The sequence below is a fragment of the Roseovarius sp. D22-M7 genome (assembly GCF_037083785.1).
GTDB lineage: Bacteria > Pseudomonadota > Alphaproteobacteria > Rhodobacterales > Rhodobacteraceae > Roseovarius.
In genome coordinates this window covers 1-17,564 of record NZ_JBAPKY010000061.1, presented here as the reverse complement: position 1 = coordinate 17,564, position 17,564 = coordinate 1, and the positions used below count along the sequence as shown (strand labels likewise).

Annotated in this window: 17 protein-coding genes and 3 pseudogenes; 9 read left to right on the top strand and 11 right to left on the bottom strand. The window is 64.2% G+C overall.

What is annotated here, in order from left to right:
- A pseudogene (locus tag V8324_RS18495) lies at positions 1-249 on the bottom strand (hypothetical protein); the annotation flags it as partial.
- Between the two features lie 196 nt (positions 250-445).
- Here V8324_RS18495 and V8324_RS18490 point away from each other — a divergent pair.
- The gene (locus tag V8324_RS18490; protein WP_336421390.1) at positions 446-1,720 is read left to right on the top strand and encodes an acetamidase/formamidase family protein; all 1,275 of its coding nucleotides are present in this window, start codon (positions 446-448) and stop codon (positions 1,718-1,720) included.
- A 13-nt stretch (positions 1,721-1,733) separates the two neighbouring features.
- A complete protein-coding gene (locus V8324_RS18485; RefSeq protein WP_336421389.1) occupies positions 1,734-2,246 on the top strand; it encodes a hypothetical protein in 513 nt (170 codons plus the stop codon).
- Positions 2,247-3,059: 813 nt separating this feature from the next.
- Here V8324_RS18485 and V8324_RS18480 read toward each other — a convergent pair.
- The 10 genes and pseudogenes from V8324_RS18480 to V8324_RS18440 all read right to left on the bottom strand — a co-directional run bounded on the left by V8324_RS18480 (position 3,060) and on the right by V8324_RS18440 (position 10,714).
- Positions 3,060-3,392 (bottom strand): hypothetical protein, encoded by a 333-nt coding sequence (locus V8324_RS18480; protein ID WP_336421388.1) that lies wholly within the window; start codon positions 3,390-3,392, stop codon positions 3,060-3,062.
- A 16-nt stretch (positions 3,393-3,408) separates the two neighbouring features.
- A pseudogene (locus V8324_RS22490) lies at positions 3,409-3,714 on the bottom strand (nitronate monooxygenase); the annotation flags it as partial.
- A gap of 45 nt (positions 3,715-3,759) precedes the next feature.
- Positions 3,760-4,056, bottom strand: coding sequence for a nitronate monooxygenase (locus tag V8324_RS18475; RefSeq protein ID WP_336421387.1), 297 nt, complete (start codon positions 4,054-4,056; stop codon positions 3,760-3,762).
- A 278-nt stretch (positions 4,057-4,334) separates the two neighbouring features.
- Complete coding sequence (locus V8324_RS18470) at positions 4,335-4,601, bottom strand: amphi-Trp domain-containing protein (protein ID WP_336421386.1); 267 nt, start codon at positions 4,599-4,601, stop codon at positions 4,335-4,337.
- Positions 4,598-5,956, bottom strand: a complete 1,359-nt coding sequence (locus tag V8324_RS18465; RefSeq protein WP_336421385.1) for a metallophosphoesterase family protein — start codon at positions 5,954-5,956, stop codon at positions 4,598-4,600. The genes V8324_RS18470 and V8324_RS18465 overlap by 4 nt, the downstream gene beginning before the upstream one ends.
- Positions 5,957-5,968: 12 nt before the next feature.
- On the bottom strand, positions 5,969-6,667 hold the full coding sequence (locus V8324_RS18460; protein WP_336421384.1) for a histidine phosphatase family protein: 699 nt from the start codon (positions 6,665-6,667) through the stop codon (positions 5,969-5,971).
- Positions 6,664-7,758, bottom strand: a complete 1,095-nt coding sequence (locus V8324_RS18455; RefSeq protein ID WP_336421383.1) for an HprK-related kinase B — start codon at positions 7,756-7,758, stop codon at positions 6,664-6,666. Before V8324_RS18455 ends, V8324_RS18460 begins: the two co-directional genes overlap by 4 nt.
- Positions 7,755-8,636 carry a GAK system ATP-grasp enzyme gene (locus V8324_RS18450; protein WP_336421382.1) on the bottom strand — a complete coding sequence of 294 codons (882 nt, stop codon included), beginning with the start codon at positions 8,634-8,636 and terminating at the stop codon, positions 7,755-7,757. Before V8324_RS18450 ends, V8324_RS18455 begins: the two co-directional genes overlap by 4 nt.
- A complete protein-coding gene (locus V8324_RS18445; RefSeq protein ID WP_336421381.1) occupies positions 8,629-10,260 on the bottom strand; it encodes a phosphotransferase in 1,632 nt (543 codons plus the stop codon). Before V8324_RS18445 ends, V8324_RS18450 begins: the two co-directional genes overlap by 8 nt.
- Positions 10,253-10,714 (bottom strand): NUDIX domain-containing protein, encoded by a 462-nt coding sequence (locus V8324_RS18440; RefSeq protein ID WP_336421380.1) that lies wholly within the window; start codon positions 10,712-10,714, stop codon positions 10,253-10,255. Before V8324_RS18440 ends, V8324_RS18445 begins: the two co-directional genes overlap by 8 nt.
- A 62-nt stretch (positions 10,715-10,776) precedes the next feature.
- Here V8324_RS18440 and V8324_RS18435 point away from each other — a divergent pair, with 62 nt between their 5' ends.
- The 7 genes and pseudogenes from V8324_RS18435 (at position 10,777) to V8324_RS18405 (ending at position 17,367) form a co-directional block, all read left to right on the top strand.
- Positions 10,777-11,964, top strand: coding sequence for a GAK system CofD-like protein (locus V8324_RS18435; RefSeq protein WP_336421379.1), 1,188 nt, complete (start codon positions 10,777-10,779; stop codon positions 11,962-11,964).
- A 23-nt stretch (positions 11,965-11,987) separates the two neighbouring features.
- Positions 11,988-12,920: an NUDIX domain-containing protein gene (locus V8324_RS18430; RefSeq protein WP_336421378.1), complete on the top strand. Its 933-nt coding sequence runs from the start codon at positions 11,988-11,990 to the stop codon at positions 12,918-12,920.
- A 369-nt stretch (positions 12,921-13,289) separates the two neighbouring features.
- Positions 13,290-13,469 (top strand): hypothetical protein, encoded by a 180-nt coding sequence (locus V8324_RS18425; protein ID WP_336421377.1) that lies wholly within the window; start codon positions 13,290-13,292, stop codon positions 13,467-13,469.
- A 4-nt stretch (positions 13,470-13,473) separates the two neighbouring features.
- Positions 13,474-14,997 (top strand): CHAD domain-containing protein, encoded by a 1,524-nt coding sequence (locus V8324_RS18420; RefSeq protein WP_336421376.1) that lies wholly within the window; start codon positions 13,474-13,476, stop codon positions 14,995-14,997.
- Positions 14,998-14,999: 2 nt separating this feature from the next.
- Positions 15,000-15,749 carry a ParA family protein gene (locus tag V8324_RS18415; RefSeq protein ID WP_336421375.1) on the top strand — a complete coding sequence of 250 codons (750 nt, stop codon included), beginning with the start codon at positions 15,000-15,002 and terminating at the stop codon, positions 15,747-15,749.
- A complete protein-coding gene (locus V8324_RS18410; protein ID WP_336421374.1) occupies positions 15,746-16,249 on the top strand; it encodes a CYTH domain-containing protein in 504 nt (167 codons plus the stop codon). Before V8324_RS18415 ends, V8324_RS18410 begins: the two co-directional genes overlap by 4 nt.
- A 26-nt stretch (positions 16,250-16,275) precedes the next feature.
- Positions 16,276-17,367 (top strand): annotated as a pseudogene (locus V8324_RS18405) (transposase).
- The last annotated feature ends 197 nt before the right edge of the window (positions 17,368-17,564 follow it).

The following is a 17,564-nucleotide window of genomic DNA, read 5'->3' as shown; positions in this document are numbered from 1 at the left end:
GCCATAATGCGCAAGCTCTTGGAGACCGCCAACGCGCTGGTCAAAGCTGACCGCATCGGGGTCGATAAAACCCCTTGCGCATGACGGATACTCAACGCATTCCCGGTCGGCCAGCAGCATACTGATGGTCCTGGCAGGGAAATTCGCAAGATAGCGCTTGAACAGGGTAATGCGCATGGCCGTGTCGGAGCAACCGCGGCTCTCGATCACTGTCCAGAGCAGAGGCACCCGGAACCGGTGGATCACCATCTACCAACTTCGCGACACGACTTTTCCCTGCGAGGCGGGCAATCCGCTCGATCGTTGCACAAGCAACGACCTTGCACGTGATCTTTGTCCATCATTTGCGCGACCTTCTGCGGTTTTTCTTGCCAAGAGGCCGAGAAGCCCCGACGCTCACGAATACCGCTTCAACGAACACCATGAACATGACGGGAAGACAGACATGGCGAGATATCGATCCATTGTAAGCGTTGCAGCCCTTTTATCCGCGGCCGGCGCGGCATCTGCCGATACCACCGATGTCACGTGGCAGAACCGGGTGGTGATTGAAAAACAGGGGGAGTTCTGCTCGGACGACCCCAATTGCTTCAACCGGTATCACCCGGAGGTAGAGTCCGTCGCCACGGCCGCGCCCGGAGATTTCATCGTCTTCGAGACGCGTGACGCGCTGGACAGCGATCTGACACTCGAATCCAACGCTGACGACGTAGGCGCGCTCGATCTCTCGGGCGTGCATCCCATGACCGGGCCGGTCAGCATCGAGGGCGCGGAGCGCGGCGACGTTCTGGCCGTGACCGTCGTCGACATCGCGCCCGACGAATTCGGCTACACCGTGATCGTGCCGGGCTTCGGATTTCTGCGCGACGAGTTCACGGAACCGTATTTCGTCGGCTGGCGGCAGACGCGGACGCACGCAGTCTCCGACCAGATGCCCGGGATCGCCGTTCCCTACGAAGCCTTCACCGGCTCGATCGGGACCATGCCGGGCGAGGAGGAAGTCGCGGCCTGGCTCGAACGCGAAAGCGAGCTTGCCGCTGTCGGCGGAATCGCACTGCCACCCGAGCCGAACGGGGCACACCCGACCGAAATCTGCGGCCCGGATGGCAGCCACGCGAGCGACTGCCTGCGCACCGTTCCCCCGCGCGAGAACGGTGGCAACATGGACGTTCAGCAAATGCAGGTCGGGACGACGATCCTCATTCCCTGCTTCGTTGACGGGTGCAACCTGTTCATCGGTGACATCCACTATGCCCAGGGCGACGGCGAGGTCTCGGGCACGGCCATCGAAACCGGAGGGGTCGTGACGGTCACCACCGAGATCCGCAAAGGTGCGGGCGCGTACATCACGAGCCCCCAGGTCGAGGGTGGCAGTCAGATCAAGGATATCGAGCCCTCGAGCTTCCATCAGACCATCGGATATCCACTGAAGTCCGAGGGTGAGGTCCCGGTCTATCACACCTACCTCGACAGCGATCCGATCGAGGGCCTGTCGAACCTCTCCGAGGACCTGACGCTGGCGGCCCGGAACGCGCTGAGCCAGATGATCGACCATCTCGTGCGTGAACGCGGCCTGACGCGTGAGCAGGCCTATATCCTGGCCAGCGTGGCGGTGGACCTGCGCGTGGGACAGGTGGTCGACGTGCCGAACTATGTCATCACCGCCGTGCTGAACGAGGACGTCTTCGTGGAGGACACGGATGCCAACGGCTCCGAATAGGCGGGACGTCTTGATGGGCCTTGCGCTCTCCGCGGCGTCCTGCGCCGCGGCGCGTGCTCACACGCCCTACGGACAATGGGTCGCCTACCGGCAGAAACACCTGTTGATCGGCGCCCATCGCGGCGATGGCCGGACATATGAGTTGGCCCAAGCGGTGGTTGCCGCGCTCGAGACCGAACTCCCTGAGGCCCGCGCGAGGATCGCACGCGGGCCGCGGCCGCAGCGCATCGCCTCGCTCATGGGCACCGGTCAACTGTTCGTCAGTGTCCTGTCGGCCGGAGAAGCCGAGACGATGGTGGATGCTCTGCCGCCGTTCGAGAACTACACGCCAACGCCGCTTCGTATCCTGGCGACGCTGGACGGTAACTATCACGTCTTTGCAACTCCCGATCTTCCCGAGGACCACGCATGGCTGGTGACGCGCGCGTTGGATCACGCCCAACTTGGCCATAGGCCGGCTCTCGTTTCCATCCCGCTTCACCCCGGTGCATCGGCCTTCTGGGACGGGAGCGGCATGCCGGGCTAATGCAGCCGTCCGGTATTCGCCACTACACGAAAGCTTCCGGGTCCGATGCGCCCATTCTTGCCCAAAAGATCTGAGAGTGGCGGCAATGCGAGACTAAGCCGCCTGTTGGCAGCGCTGCGTTGTGGGCCGTTTGCGGTAACCGCTTCAGAAGAGGCGAACGCGGATCACTGATTGATGCCTCGGATCGGCTCCCTGCTGAAAAGTGGGGGCTGGCGACGTAAACTTCTTTCGGACCTGACATACTCCCGTGAGAAACTGTGCCTATCGCTCGTCAAGCTTTTCGCTTTCCAATAACGGTCGGCACTTTCCGGTTGCACGGTAGGCCTCGCGCTGATGGAGAGACTGCTGTTTCAGATCAGCCCCGAGGCGGCCCTTCGTGACCACCACGATTCACCTCGGCGTTGACAAAACCATCCAACGGCTGACAGTCGCTACCGGACAATTTTCCTCGGAACGGCGAGGCCCATCAACCGCATGAGCGGCGGCGATGCGCAGGGAGGGCAGGTTGCAAAGTTGCGAACCTTGGTCGCCCATCGAGACAGCCTCGGCCCAGAGCCGCCACGCGTCGGTCGCTCCAATGCTGCGCCGACGCCTTCGCTTTGCGGCCGTCCGTGCATCTCGCAGCATTTTTTGGAAGGTGGAAGACCGTAGTGAGGGATATTTCGGAGCTTCGCTGCATGTGAGCGATGGCTGGCACGTCCGCAGAGAGATCCGAGATGCCCGCACGAACCGGGCAATACGCCACGTCTGGCGCCACGCCGAGATTGGCCTTGCCGACACGTGCAGGCCCCGCCCATACCTGTTTCTCCCGCGTCATTCGAACGCTGAACTCCGGGCGGAAATGCACCGCCGAGCGTCATCCCAAATTTCGGCGACAATCTCCGCTGCGGGCATGATACGTCGCACCGGGCCGACGCCCTGACCAAACCACAGTGACATGTCGTCGACGCGGCCGATTGTTTCGGGCCGAGGCGTGTAGCTATCGTATCGCAGGATGTCGATGCCGTCCGGCCTTGTTCCGATGACTTCGCCTTCCTTCGGCCAGCTGACGGATGGTGGCGCCCCGCATTGTGCCAAGTCTCCGAGGTCGGGTTCCTCGATGTTCGGTGCGGGGGATGGGGCAATGACCATCGTAAAGCTCGGCATGCCTCTCCGTGTCCGTCTCGGCGGCTGCGATCACGCGTGCCCTGTAGGTTTCGTGGATTTTGGCCTTCGGGCTGGCCGGAAAACGCGTTCCAACCCATGTCCCCGCCGCCCCGAGCATCAGAGCCGCCGCCATCCCTTTGCCGTCGGCAATGCCACCGGCGGTTATAACTGGAATTTCTACCGCATCCGATACGGCGGGAACAAGCGCCAAGGTCGAAACGCGGCCCCAGACGTGACCTCCGGCCTCAAAGCCCTGCGCCACGATGATATCGGCACCGGCCTCCTGGCTATGCGCGCCTCTGCCGCGCTTCCGACGCTGCACAGGACCACCAGATCGCTTGCTTTGGCGGTTTCAATGGCTGACGCGTCATGTCCCCGGAAAAAGGAAACTCCGTGCACCTTCCTCGATACAGGTGCGCAAGGCGTCGCGATAATCCAGCGACATGTTCAGGTTGACCGCGAAATTGCGGTCGGTCAGCGAGCCGGTGCGACGAATACCATCGCGCACAGCATCGACCGGATCACCCCATAGCGGAATGATAGCGTAGCCTCCGGCGTTGGGGACCGCACCTACGAGATCGGGGCCGCTGGCCCCGCCAAGAGGCGCGGAGAGGATAGGTATCTCGATCCCCAGGTTGTCGCGAAGATCCGTGTCCGCGCTCATGTGTTCCCATCCGTATTCGGCAGGGGATCAGGCGCCCTTGCGGGAATGACGACAGCCGGTATGGGCACCGTCCATTCCGGCCCGTCGCCACCTTCCGGCACGGTGAAGAGCAGTCACGGTCAGAGCATGCTCAGCGTGCCTCGGACGGCCCACAAGACATTCACCGGTTCGCACCGCGCCGCAGCGCAGCGTACGCTTTTCGGCATTTCGTGCATCTTGCAGCATTTATTGATGAGCGGATGGCAGAAGCAGAGCGAATGGACGAGGTGGGTTCCGGCTTACCTGATCTGCGGCGCGCGCGTGCTTTCAGTGTCGCTGTCTTCGGTCCACGAAATCCGCAGATCGATCCGGCAGGCACCTTCCGAGCGGTCGGCCTTGATGCGCAGGGTCATCAATCCCTCGATCGGCAGCACCAGTTCCTTGTCGCCATCGCTGAGCGTGATTTCGCCCGCTCCGATCCCCTTTGTCAGCGCGGTGAGCAGCGCCTTGATCGTCTTGCGGTCCTGCAGGGATTCGTGGCGGAACTTGCCGTCGGAATGGCTCATGCCGCAGCTTCGTCCCAGGACGGGCGCTCGGGGTGGAAATGCTTGGCGGTGGGGTAGTCGGCGCTCAGGCCGATGATATCGCCCGAGGGGTGGATCAGCGTGGCCCCGGCGCCGATCCCCGGCAACCCTTCCAGCAGGCGCGAGGCGCGGTCGAGGGTCACGTCACCCTCCAGATGCAGAAGCCCGTGCTTGGTCAGCAGCCGCTGCCCCCGATGATTGTTCACATGTCCTTGCACGACCATCTTGATCCCCTTCGCGTGAAGCCTCTGCACCCCGGTCCGGGACAGGTGCTTGTCGGTGTCACGATACTTGGTGCGGACCAGATTGGCCACCGGGCCGAAGTAGAAGGCAAACGGATCTTGTCGCGCCTCGGCACGGAAACGGGCATTGACGGCGCCCGTGCCGCCCTCTGCCACGAGCGCACACATCGCATCGTCGAGCCCGGCATGCACGAAGAGAAGCGATCCGTATTGCTGGATCACGTCCATGCGCGCGTAGAACCAGGCGAAAGGACCGTCAGGGGCGAGGAACACCGACCGGCACGTCAGGGCTGCTGCAAGAACCATGCGCATGGTCATACCGGCCTTGGCGACTTCGTTGTCGAACTGCGCCTGTTTTTTCTGCAGGCGGGTCAATTCCTTGTCGATGGCCCTGGGCGACAGGTGTGCGCCGGCGCGGGCCGGAAACTGCGCCTCCCATTCCGGACCGGGGAAGATGCGGGCCCGGCAGCCGGTCTCGTCGGGCAGGTCCGCCATCAAATCGATCGCCGGGAACCTGTCCCAGACCTCCCGCAACAGGGGCACGATCTTGCGCCCCATCCGCACGAAGAGATGTTCCGTCAGCGGACAGCGAGGCCCGGTCAGGGCCTGCACCGCCAGCATGAAGCGCAGATCGTGATTGCCTGCCAGCAGATGCACATCCGCGCCGCTGGAAAACAGCGCGGCCAGCGCGTCGAGCATGTCGAGATTGCTGGGCCCCTTGTCGAGGCAATCGCCTCCCACCACGATGCGCGCATGCTGGCCAAAGGCCGTCAGGGCGAAGTCGCGCGGGCCGGGGCCGCTGCGCCGGATCGTACCCGCAGCCACCAAAGACCGCAGGAAGCCCTCGGCATCAGCATGGGGGTCGGACACGAAGACAACGGGCCGCTCTGGCCAGTGCCAGTGGCCATGCGCGGCGGCGGTCCTGAGGCTGTGCTGGACGTCGCGCAGGCAGGCCTGCGTTCCGCTCCCCGAATGCGGCTCTGACAAGGGCCATGCGGTGCATTCCCGTGGCAGCCCTTCGAAATCGCAAAAGGCATCGAAAACGGGCGGCAGCAACCCGGCAGGACCCTGCCAAAGTGCGTCTTGGTAAGACAATGCGGGTGATCCTCAGTCCAGCGCGGTTTCCCGGCGGGCGCGCGGCTTCCACGCGCCGCCGAATTGCGCCCATCTATCACCGCCTTTGTAACACAAAAGTAACGGTCGCGCGTGATACATGCTCACCTTCGAGATTTCGTCGAGGCCGAGGACGCCAAGCTCGTGCGCCGCATGGCGGAAGGCCGCGCCATGGCCGAAGACAAGGGTCAGCGCCGGCGTCTCGGCCGCAGTGTCCTGCGCCACCGCCCGGCGCAGCCACCCCGCCACCCGCGCCCCGGCCATGCGCAGCGACTCGGCCCCTTGCAACGGCAACTGGTACTCCCTGTCGGACTTCCAGCCGGGGGGCGGCGCGTCGAAACGGGGATCGTCGCGCAGCGCCACCTCGATCTCGTGCAGGGTCAGGTTGGCGGCGCTGCCCAGGGCGCGCTCCGACAGGTCCGGGGTCTGCTCGATCCGTGTGACATGCCCCTTGGACGACAGCACCTCGACCGCCTCCCGCGCCGTTTGCCATGCGCGCAACTGCAGCGAGGAATGTACCACGGGATCGAGCCGCCAGCCGGCCTCTGCCAGAAGCTGCGCGATCTCTTCGCCACAGGCCCGGGCCTGTGCATGGCCCTTGCCGGTCAGCGGGAAGGGTTGCAGCGCGCTCGGCGTGTCGGGGCGCTGGTGATAGTCCCCGTGGCGGATGAGGGCGATATAGCGCGGCGTCACGCGCGGGCCTCCAACAGGCGGCGGCCGTGGTCGAAGAGGGCATCGAAATCGACCCGCCCGGTCACTTCGCACATCCGTACATTGCGCAGCGCCGCCAGATACGCCGCGGGGTCGAGGGGCGTTCGGTCCGTCTGGAACCGGCCGGAGGCATCGGCGTAGAACGGCCCCGCGCCTTTCATGATCGCGCCCAGCAGATCGGGGCGATCCGACAGGGCCACATCAGTAACGGACGTTGGCAGAGCCGTGTCCCGGTGCCAGTTCAGAACCCAGAAATCGGTCAGCGGGGCAGATAATCGCAACCGCCCAGGCCCGTAGATCTCGGGCACGATCAGGTCATGCTTCTCTTCCAGATGCCAAAGGTCTTCGGATGGCATGGCGGCCAGCTCGGCCAGCCGGGCGGGTGTCAGAACCGGGTGCAGGCGCGGGTTGTGAAGGATGGTACCGGGGTTGATCCGGGGGTGCTTGGGGATGCCAAGGGCCGTCGGCACCGGCGATCCACCGTGCACCATCAGCCGGTCGTTGGTCACGAAGGCCATGTCGGGCAGGTCCATCATCCGCAGAGCCGAGGTTGATTTCCCCCCGCCCGACAGGCCGGCGATCGCAAGGCTGCGTGCGCCGTTGGTCACCGCCGCCGCGTGGCAGATCTGCCAGCCTTCCCGCAGGCAGGCGTTCAGCACCTGAGTATTGATGAAGTTGATCACCTGATTGGCATGGCTTCCGACGGGACCGAAGGCCACCAGAGCCGCAGGGGATTGCAGGAAGGTGACGCCGGTGCGCCATTTGAAGACCAGCCGCCCGTCGGTCAGGTCATGTATGGCGTCCTTGCGCCCGGTCTTGCCGGGCTCGCGCGCCCAGTCCATCCAGTCTGGCGCCGGGTCGAGCGTCTGGCCCTCCAGAATGTCGATCTCGATGGCGTCCGACCCATCCTCTGCCAGCACATCGGCGAAATAGGCGGCCAGGTCCGCGCGCAGCGCGCCCGCGCAGCGCAGGCGCAGCCGGACCGGGCCGACCGACAGCCGCAAGGGCGCGACGGTGGTCAGCCCAGAGCGGTCAAGACGCGCCAGAACATCGGCAACGGTCCTCGGGGTCATGGCGTGACCTCTGCGATCACATGGTCGGTCACGATTGCCGCCGCGTCCAGCCCGCAGCCCTCTTTGACCCCGCGATATCCGCCGAAGGCCGACACCTCGAAGACGATCGGGCCGTCCGCGGTCAGGGCCACGTCGACGGTGGTGAATGTCAGGCCAAAGGGCGCCTGCGCCCGACGCGCCAACTCGATCAGATCGGCATCCGGCTCGTAGGCAGCGTATTTGCCGCCGCCATGAATGGTCGTGTTCCACGTACCCGACGCCGAAACGCGCGCATAGGTGCACAGGTAGCCGCCGTTCAGAAACACCATGCCCAGATCCTGCCCCGAGAGGTCGCGCTTTTTCTGAATGTACATGACCGGATTGTCAGCGGCGAATTCTGCGATCTGCGCCGCGGCCTCGGGGCCCGTGTCGATCACGCACATGCCGCGCGCCTTGGTGGAATAGAGCGGTTTGAACACGGCGCTGCCATAGGCCGCGACCGCCGCTTCTGCCTGGGCCGGATCTTCGGTCACAAGGGTGCGCGGCATCGGGATATCCGCAAGCCGGAGCGACACGGTGCAGGCCAGCCGGTCGATGAGCCGCAGGATCGCCTCGGGGCGCGAGAACACCCGCACGCCGCGCGCTTCGGCCACCCGCAGCAGTTCCAGCCGGTCGAGCACATGGGGGCTGTAGGCCTCGCTGATCTTCTTGATGATGAGCGCGTCGTAGTTGCCGAGGTCCTCGCCCGCATGCATCAGTTCGCCGGTGCCGAGATCGAGCGCCACGGCCCCCATGTCGATCACCCGGCGAAAGCCGGTGCGCGCCTCGACCGCGTCGGCCAGCGCCTCGGTGGACCATTTCCCCGGGATGCCGATCACGCCGATTTTCAGTTCAGTCACGGAACAGCTCCCTGATCGGCAGTTTCAGCCGGTTTTCCTTGCCCGGCGGACAGGCGAGGGCGGCCTCCAGCAGGAAGCGGGCACGCACCATCATGCGCCGGGCATGCGATTTGTCGAAGACGAAACGGGTCGAGCTGGCAAAGCTGCGCGCGAGCCCGAGCGCCAGGCGGTATTCGAAACTCTTGTCCTTCTGCGCGCGGGCGAATTTCGCGGCGATGGCATGGACGTCCGAGGCAACCTGCACCACGCGCCGCCGCGTATCCGCGTCATGCACCTGCAGCCGGTAGGTCGAGACCATGAAGACCGACACGTCCTGCACGTAATCCATGAAGCGCGAACGGTGCAGGTCGATGAAGTGGATCTTCCCCTCGCCAGCATCGAAGATCACGTTGTCGAGATTGAAGTCCCCGTGGATATGCACCGAGAAGGGCGCGATCAGGGTTCTTTCGCGCGCCGCGGCGCGATGCACCAGCGCCTCGAAACTGTCCAGCTGCAACCGGCCGATACTGGCGGGGGCGATGTCGAATTCCGGATGCACGCGGCAGACATCCGGCAACCGCGTCAAGAGCTGCTTCATCGAGGCCATGTCGGCGGGCTCCTCCGTCCGGGTGCGTTTCCAGACATTCCGCAGGGTCTTGGCCAGCGCCGTCTCGGCCTGCGCAAGCATGGCGTCGCTTTCGCCCAGCAAGACCTGCTCGAAGGTCTGGCCATGCAGGTACTCGATCAACAGCGCGGCCGAGTCGCCTTTCTTCTGATAGGACAGGATCCGGGGCGCAAGGCCGGGATAGACCGAGTCCCAGCGTTTCACCCCCGCCCGTTCCTCGCGCACCTTTCCGGCCTCGCCATCCTTGAAGACCGCATCGAACCCGTCACCGGGCCCGTCCTTGCTGCGCAGGCCCGAGATCGTGCTGCCCGAGCGTGTCTCGGCGAGGGGTTTCAGTTCCAGATCGCCGGGGTCGGCGGTTGCCAGCACGTTGCGCAACGAGAAATAGCGATCGAAGTGAACCGACTGGCCGATGCTGGCCGACAGGATCGCCTCGCTGATGGCTTGAAGCGCATCCCCGATGCGGTGGATCTCGTTGGCCGCGAGCAGGGAATTGGCCAGGTCCTCGGTGTGCTTGGATCCGCGCATGTCATGGGTGCAGGCCCGAAACAGCCGGTCATAAAGCGTATCAAGATCCGCCTTGGTGTGCCCGATCTTGACCGCCATGTCGTTGTCGCGGGCCTCCATCGCGGGCAGGATCGTCTTGATCCGCTTGCGCACGCGCCTGATGACCTTGGGGTAGGCCTCGGGCCGCAGCAGGGGTTTGCGATCCACCTCTTCGGCATGCTCGAGGCTGCGCCGCGCCATCCGGGCGATCAGGTCGAGATTGCGCGCCACCAGGGCCGCGTTATGCAACTGCACTTGCGTCTCGCGAGTGGGTTTTCGCGAGGACAGCCCGCGCTGGGCCGCGCTCTGCACTCGTGACCAGAGGTTGTAGGAATAGCCGGCCCGCTGGATCACCTTTTGCGCGGTGATCGTGTCGGGTGCCTCGAAATAGGCTTCGAGGTTGGACAATTGCCCGTCCAGTTCGGCACAGAGGAAATGCAGGTTCTCGCCAACGCCGCGCGGCAGTTTAGCCATCGCAGAGCCCCAGATAGACCGGCCCGTCCACCTTCGCGAGGCCCGGACCGAAGGCGGGCGACAGCCGGGGCAAGGCCTCGTCCAGCGGCACCCAGGCGGTGGCGATCTGCGACGGGTCGGGATGGGGTCCGAGTTGCGGCACGTAGCTGTCGGGTACGTGGCAGGCGAAGAGCACGTCCAGTTGATGCCGCGTCCCGTCGGGCTTGTCCCGAAAGGTTTCGGCGACATGGAGCAGGCGGTCCACGACCACCGTCGCGCCGATCTCTTCGGCGCATTCGCGGATCACGCATTCGGTCAGGGTCTCGCCCGTATCCTGCTTGCCACCCGGCAATGACAGGTACTCGCCGCGTCCCGGTTTCGATTTCACCTGCACCAATACCTCCCGCTTCCGCAGGATCACCGCCCGCGCACAGGGACGGATTTCCGCAAGAAAGCCATTCGATGTCGTATCCATGGGTGGTAAAGCAGTTTCCAGACAGTTTCGTATCGGTGCGGGATGTTCAGGAGAGACGCAGAGTGTCAGACCTTCAGATGACCCGCAACGTGGAATTTCCCGATACATTGCGCATCGCGCGGGCGCGCAGCCTGCCCAATCTCGGGCCGCGCCTGCTGTTTTTCTCGGGCGGCAGCGCCCTGAACGAGATTGCGCGGGTGCTGAAACTCTACACTCACAACTCGATCCACCTGATCACGCCCTTTGACAGCGGCGGCAGTTCGCAAGTGCTGCGCGCCGCGTTCGGGATGCCCGCGGTGGGCGACCTGCGCAGCCGGCTCATGGCGCTGGCGGACGAGTCGGTTCTGGGCCAGCCCGATATCTTCCGGCTCTTTTCCTACCGCTTCGCCAAGGCGGCATCTCCGGCGGACCTCGCCGCGGAGTTCGCGACCCTCATGGACGGGCGCCACCGGCTGATGAAGGCCATCTCGCAACCGATGCGCAGCCTGATCCTGTCGCAGCTCAAGGTCTTTGCGGCCAATCGGCCGGCGGATTTCGACCTTGCCGGGGCCAGCGTCGGCAACCTGATCCTTGCAGGCGGCTATCTCGCCAATGACCGCGCGCTGGAGCCGGTCCTGTTCCTGATGTCCAAGATGGTGGCGGTTCAGGGGACGGTGCGGGCGATCGTGGATCGCAACCTCGATATCGGGGCGGTGCTGCAGGATGGCACCGCGATCCCGACACAGCGCCTGCTGACCGGCAAGGACGTGTCGCCGATCGCGTCGGCGATCCGCGACGTCCATCTTCTCGACCGGGGCGTGCGCCTGTCGGGCGAGGACGTGCCCTTGCCCAAGCGCAATCGCAAGCTGATCGGGCAGGCAGACCTGATCTGCTATCCGCCGGGCAGCCTGTTCACGAGCGTGATCGCCAATCTGTTGCCGCAACATGTCGGCCGCTCCGTTGCCCGCCGCAAGGTGCCGAAACTCTACCTCCCCAGCCTCGGGGCCGATCCGGAATGCCATGGCATGACCCTGACCGATCAGGTGGCCGCGCTCATCGGCGCATTGCGGGTCGATGCGGGCGCGGACTGCCCGGTCGAGGACCTGGTGACGGCGGTCCTGTGCGACAGCGACGTGTTCGACACGCAGGATGCTGTCCGGCTCAAGACCCGTTTCGGCCTGCCGCTGGTACCATTGCCGCTGCGCAAGGCGGACGATCCGCTGCGCTACGATCCCGAAAGGGTTTGTGATGCCCTGCTGTCGATGACATGATGGTCACCCTTGCTGCGGGAGGAATGACCATGTTCGTTCAAGAGCTTCTATTGCTCTGCCACGGCGACACGAAAGCCGACAAGGACGCAGGCGATCTGGAACGCGGTCTCAAGTCCCGATCCAAGCGACAGGCGCAAAAGCTTGGCTCGTGGCTTCAGGTGAACGGGCTCGAACCGGATATCACCCTTGCTTCACCCGCCGACTGCGCGCGTGTCAGCGCCGAGAAAGCCCTGAAGGCCGGGGGCGGCACCGCCCGGGATATCGTAACCGACGCCAGGCTCCATCGTGCGCCGGTGGTCGATCACATATCGGCCCTCTCCGAGCGGGCCGGACCCAGAGTGCTTTGTTCAGGTCACACCGACACGCTGACCGACCTGCTGCGCCATTTTGCGCCCGACGCGCCGCCGTTACGCCCGGGCATGCTGGCCCAACTGCGCCTGAGGGAAGGCGCGCTGCAGGCGGGTACGGGGCGGTTGCAGCGGATGGTTGCCGCGGATGATCTGCCCGATGGCTTTCCCTATCCCGGCCCCGGCGGGTCCGAGCGACGTCCGCGACCGGCCTACTACTACACCCAATCCGCTGCGCTGCCCTATCGCCACCACAAGGGCGCGGTCGAGGTCCTGATGGTCACGTCCAGCAGCGGGCGGACATGGGGGATCCCCAAGGGCATCTGCGAACCCGGTCTCACCCCGCAGGAGTCCGCCGCCAAGGAGGCTTTGGAAGAAGCCGGGGTCATCGGCCGGATACGGGAGGCCTGTATCGGTCGCTACGATCACGCCAAATGGGGGGCGACCTGCGCGGTCACGGTTTATCCGATGAGCGTGACCAAGATCCTGTCCGGCAAAGAGTGGGACGAAAGCCATCGCAAGCGCAAATGGGTCTCCTCCAAGGAGGCCTCCGCACGGGTGGCCCACCCGGACCTCGCCCGGATCATCGCAGCATTCACGGGACGGTAACGCCGATCACCGCGACCTGCGGCACCGCTCGACCCATTTTCAGGATTGCGTCTTACGGCGCACCGTGGAATCTGGCCGCTTGCAAGGTGTCGGCTGTCGCTTCATTGGGCCTGACGGGACGCGGCCGGTCCGTATCGGCGGTCTCGGTTTCGGCGACGTACAGGCAGCAGTCCATTGGCACCCTCGCAGGGACCGAATGACAACTCGCGGCTCTGGGACCGCGGATCCCTGATTTGCACCTCTGAGATCGTCAAGGCAGGCTAAAGAAAGCCGCATGCCGATCGTCTGTCCTGCGGGATTGCGGGATTTCCGGTTGAAGCCATGGCCCTGCCATGAAAATAGTGACGTCATCACGTCATGAGGCCATGTATGCCCAAATCCAGGAAAAACGCGGATAAACTCCCTGAAGACAAGAAGAAAAGCACATCACTTCGACTGGACAGCAAGACCCTGAAGGCGCTCAAACTTCGCGCGATCGAAGACGAGACAAGCGTGCAGAAGATCCTCGAGACCCTCGTCGAGGACTATCTCTACCCAACCGGAAAGTAGCCGAATGACCCGATACGACGATGCGTGTTTCCTGCTGCCCCTCAAGGCCGTCGATGATCTGTCGGCCAGCCCGGTGGGCAAGCTGGCACCCGTCCTGACGCAGGCGGAGGACACCGCCATATTCACCCTCTACGACACGTTCGACCAGGCCCTGCGCAAGGAGCGCCGCGTGCTGATCGCGATCGACGACCGGCTGGAACTGTGGGAGGCCGACGGCGCCATCCTGTCACAACCGGCCGAGCGACGTTTGACGTTCGTCGCCGACATGGCCGACGGTCCGGTCAAACACGCCCTGTCCAACCTGCCGGCCCTGCGCAGCCTGATGGTGATCGGTACCGGCCACCTGCGCCTGTCAGAGCTTGCGCTGGTCGATGACGAGGAAAAGACGCAGGCCCGCGCCAGTCTGCGCCTGCTCTCCACGGATGGCGCGGCCGGCGTTGCGGTGGCCGCGTTGCAGGGGTTGCGCGGCTATGACAAGGCGCTGTCGAGACTGGCCGACCGCGTGGCTGACTGCGCGGGCGTGCCGCTCGGCCGGGACGATCTCTACGCGCGGCTCTTTCCCGCCGTTGCCCCCTATGTCGCAAAGCCCGATATCGATGTCGGCCGCAACGAGGCGGCCTATGATGCTGCAAGCGACATCATCGCGGCCTACCTGCCCGTGGCGCGCCGGAACGAGGCGGGCATCATCGACGATATCGACACCGAGTTCCTGCACGACTACCGCATCGCCCTGCGCAAGATCCGGTCGGTCCTGAGCCTGTTCAAGGGCGTCTATCCCGAGGACCAGACACAGGACCTCAAGGCCCGGTTCTCGGCCCTGATGGCCCCCACGGGCCAGTTGCGCGACCTCGACGTCTACCTGCTGGACCGCGGTGAGTTCTACGACCTTCTGCCCCACAGCCTGCATCGCGGGCTCGACCGGATGTTCGCCATGTTCGCCGAGCAACGGCAGGACACGCACGAGGCCCTGTCGCGCCACCTGCGCAGCAAGGCCTATGAGAGGGAAGTCGACGCGCTCGCCAAGCTGTTCGACAGCCGCAGGAAACTCCAGCGCGGACCCAATGCCGATCTGCCGGCCCATGACTTCGCCTGCAAGCTGATCTGGAAACGCTATCGCAAGATCTGCAGGATCGCCGCCGGGATCGACGCCGATACGCCCGATGAAGAGGTTCATCAGCTGCGCATCCACTGCAAGAAGCTGCGCTACCTGATGGAATTCTTCGCTCCCGTCTTCCCGAAATCCGCCTTCAAGAGCCTGCTCAAACCGCTCAAGGCCCTGCAGGACAATCTCGGGCTCTTCAACGATTACTCGGTGCAACAGGAAAGCCTGCACGCGCTTCTGTCCCGGCTGGATCAAGGCGACCACGCCGGAAACCTCGAACTCGCGCAGAGCGTCGGCGCGTTGATCGCCGTCTTGCACCAGCGCCAGCTGGAGGAACGCGGCAAGGTCGTCGACAGCTTCGCCCGCTTCAACAGCGCCGCGACCCAGAAAACCTTCCGCGACCTCTTTCACAAGGGCAAGGAGTGACCATGAAGATCATAGCCTGCTATTCGAACAAGGGCGGCGTCGGCAAGACGGCCACGGCGGTCAACCTCGCCTATGCGCTGGCGGCCTCGGGCAAGCGCACGCTGCTCTGCGATCTGGACCCGCAAGGCGCGTCGAGCTTCTACTTCCGCGTGAAACCGTCGAGGAAGCTGACAGAGGCGAAATTCTTCAAGGATGTGGAGAGATTCACAAAGGCCATCAGGGGCAGCGATTTCGACAATCTCGACATCCTGCCCGCCAACCTGACATTTCGGGATTTCGACATTTTCCTTGCCCGGATGCGCAACAGCCGGTCCCGGCTCAAAAAGGCGCTGAAAGGGGTGAAGGGCGACTACGATGTGGTGTTGCTGGATTGTCCGCCGAACATCTCGACCCTGTCCGAGAACGTCTTTCGCTCGGCCGACGGGATCGTCGTGCCGGTGATCCCCTCCACCCTCTCGCAACGCACCTTCGAGCAACTGGAGGACTTCTTCCGCGCCCATGACCTGCCACTGAAGAAGCTGCACGGGTTCTTTTCCATGGTGCAGGGGGTGAAGTCGTTGCATGGCAAGACCATCGACACGATGAAACGGTCCCACAAGAAGCGGCTGATGAAGACGCAGATCGCCTTCGCCTCGGAAATCGAGCGCATGGGGGTTCACCGCGCCCCGGTGATGGCAACCGCCCCGAAAAGCGCCGCCGCGCAGTCCTATCAGGCGCTGCATGACGAGGTGATGGACAGGATCGGCAAATGAGCGACGCGACCGAGATCGAGCGGAAATTCCTTGTCGCCACATGCCCGGCGCTGGACGGGGTGACGTCCGAGACGGTCCGGCAAGGCTATGTCACCGGCCCCGATGACAGCATCGAGGTGCGCCTGCGCCAGAAGGGGCGCGGGTATTTCCTGACCGTGAAATCCGGCGGCACGGTGCAGCGCGCCGAGCACGAGACCGCGATCACGGCAGAGCAGTTCGAGACACTCTGGCCGGCCACGGCCGGCAGCCGGATCGAGAAGACCCGCTACACCAGCGCCTTGCCCGACGGGCTGATTTTCGAGCTGGATATCTTCCGCGGCGCACTCGCCCCGCTGATGCTGGTCGAGGTGGAGTTCTCCACGCTCGATGCCGCAAGCGCCTTTACCCCGCCCGACTGGTTCGGAACCGATGTGACCGCCGACAAACGGTTCAAGAACAGGGCTTTGGCACGCATACCGTGTCGAAGAGGCCGTGCCGTGAGGCGTGCCTCAATTCCCTGATCAGAAGAAAGGACAACGACAGGGATCTGTTTGCCGGCCTCGACGTTTCGCTGGCAACCACCGCGGCCTGTGTTCTCGACGAACACGGCAAGATCCTGAAGGAATTGAAAGTCGATAGCGAACCAGAGGCGGTGATCGCCTTCTTGCCCGAGCTTGCCGGCTCGGCTGCTCTTGTCGGCCTGGAGGCTGGCCCCCTGTCCCAATGGCTTCACATGCGCCTCACGGATGCGGGATTCGAAGTTGTCGTGATGGAAACGCGGCAGGTGAAAGGGGCCTTGAAAGCCATGCCGATAAAGACTGACCGCCGAGCCGCGGAAGGGAGCAGTGCAAATCCGTTTCGGCCCGGGAGATGCGTGCGGTGCTGACAGCCCGCTCGACCACACAGAAGGCTGCGATCGACATCGAGCTCTCAATCCGGGGAATTTCGCGCAACGTCGGGCTGAAGATGGGCAAGGTTGCCAAGGGGGGCTTTACAGCCCGTGTTAACGAGTTGGTGGCAGGCAACGCGATGCTCGAGGCCGCCGTCGAGCCCATGCTGAGGGCTCGCGGCGAATTGCGCAGAGAACTCGCGCAGCTGGAGAAGCGACCGAGAGGGCTGGCGAAGGAAGATAGGATGTGCAGAAGGATGATGACCATGCCCGGCGTCGGCGCAGTGATTGCCCTGACCGTGCGCTCGGCCATCGACGATCCGAAACGGTTTCGATCGTCGAAGGAGCTTGGTCCTTGGACCGGGTCGACCCCGACCCGTCACCAATCCGGTGAGCGCGATGTCGCGGGAAGCATCACTCGGGCGGGCGACGCGGCCTGGCGCCGGACCTGGCAGGAGGTGATCCCGGTCCTCGGATTCGATCCGGCGATCCGCAGGACCATCTACACCACGGATGCGATCGAGAGCCTGAACCGCATTCGTCGGGAGAACAGTCCCCCGGACGGTTTTCCGATCCGCCTCATTCCGGAAATCGATCAAGACGCGCGGGTCCGTCCCGACCCACGAGGCCGCGACAAGGCCGATCTGCCCGGCCATCCGCACCTTCGAGAACGACGGCCGCAATGTCCGGGAATGGTTTGCAGCCCGCAACCAGTTCGCCATGATGTTCAGCAAGCGCTTCGACGCTTGAGTATCTGAAATCGCATGGGCCGGGCCGGATACACAAAGTTCAGGACACTTCCCTCTCAGATGGGCACACGGGAACCGCTCTTGGACCTGGCATGATGTGGCGGCCATCGCGCCGACTACGGACGGAAGTATCCGTGTTGATCAAGCGGTTTTCGGGGTCCACTTGCGATTAGCTTTGACGAGCGCATTTGCCATTTC

Excerpts from the sequence above, each read along its gene's own strand:
- V8324_RS18490 (WP_336421390.1), top strand. The coding sequence starts at position 446 with ATGGCGAGATATCGATCCATTGTAAGCGTTGCAGCCCTTTTATCCGCG.
- V8324_RS18485 (WP_336421389.1), top strand. The coding sequence starts at position 1,734 with ATGGGCCTTGCGCTCTCCGCGGCGTCCTGCGCCGCGGCGCGTGCTCAC.
- V8324_RS18480 (WP_336421388.1), bottom strand. The coding sequence starts at position 3,392 with ATGCCGAGCTTTACGATGGTCATTGCCCCATCCCCCGCACCGAACATC.
- V8324_RS18475 (WP_336421387.1), bottom strand. The coding sequence starts at position 4,056 with ATGAGCGCGGACACGGATCTTCGCGACAACCTGGGGATCGAGATACCT.
- V8324_RS18470 (WP_336421386.1), bottom strand. The coding sequence starts at position 4,601 with ATGAGCCATTCCGACGGCAAGTTCCGCCACGAATCCCTGCAGGACCGC.
- V8324_RS18455 (WP_336421383.1), bottom strand. The coding sequence starts at position 7,758 with ATGACCCCGAGGACCGTTGCCGATGTTCTGGCGCGTCTTGACCGCTCT.
- V8324_RS18445 (WP_336421381.1), bottom strand. The coding sequence starts at position 10,260 with ATGGCTAAACTGCCGCGCGGCGTTGGCGAGAACCTGCATTTCCTCTGT.
- V8324_RS18440 (WP_336421380.1), bottom strand. The coding sequence starts at position 10,714 with ATGGATACGACATCGAATGGCTTTCTTGCGGAAATCCGTCCCTGTGCG.
- V8324_RS18430 (WP_336421378.1), top strand. The coding sequence starts at position 11,988 with ATGACCATGTTCGTTCAAGAGCTTCTATTGCTCTGCCACGGCGACACG.
- V8324_RS18425 (WP_336421377.1), top strand. The coding sequence starts at position 13,290 with ATGCCCAAATCCAGGAAAAACGCGGATAAACTCCCTGAAGACAAGAAG.
- V8324_RS18420 (WP_336421376.1), top strand. The coding sequence starts at position 13,474 with ATGACCCGATACGACGATGCGTGTTTCCTGCTGCCCCTCAAGGCCGTC.
- V8324_RS18415 (WP_336421375.1), top strand. The coding sequence starts at position 15,000 with ATGAAGATCATAGCCTGCTATTCGAACAAGGGCGGCGTCGGCAAGACG.
- V8324_RS18410 (WP_336421374.1), top strand. The coding sequence starts at position 15,746 with ATGAGCGACGCGACCGAGATCGAGCGGAAATTCCTTGTCGCCACATGC.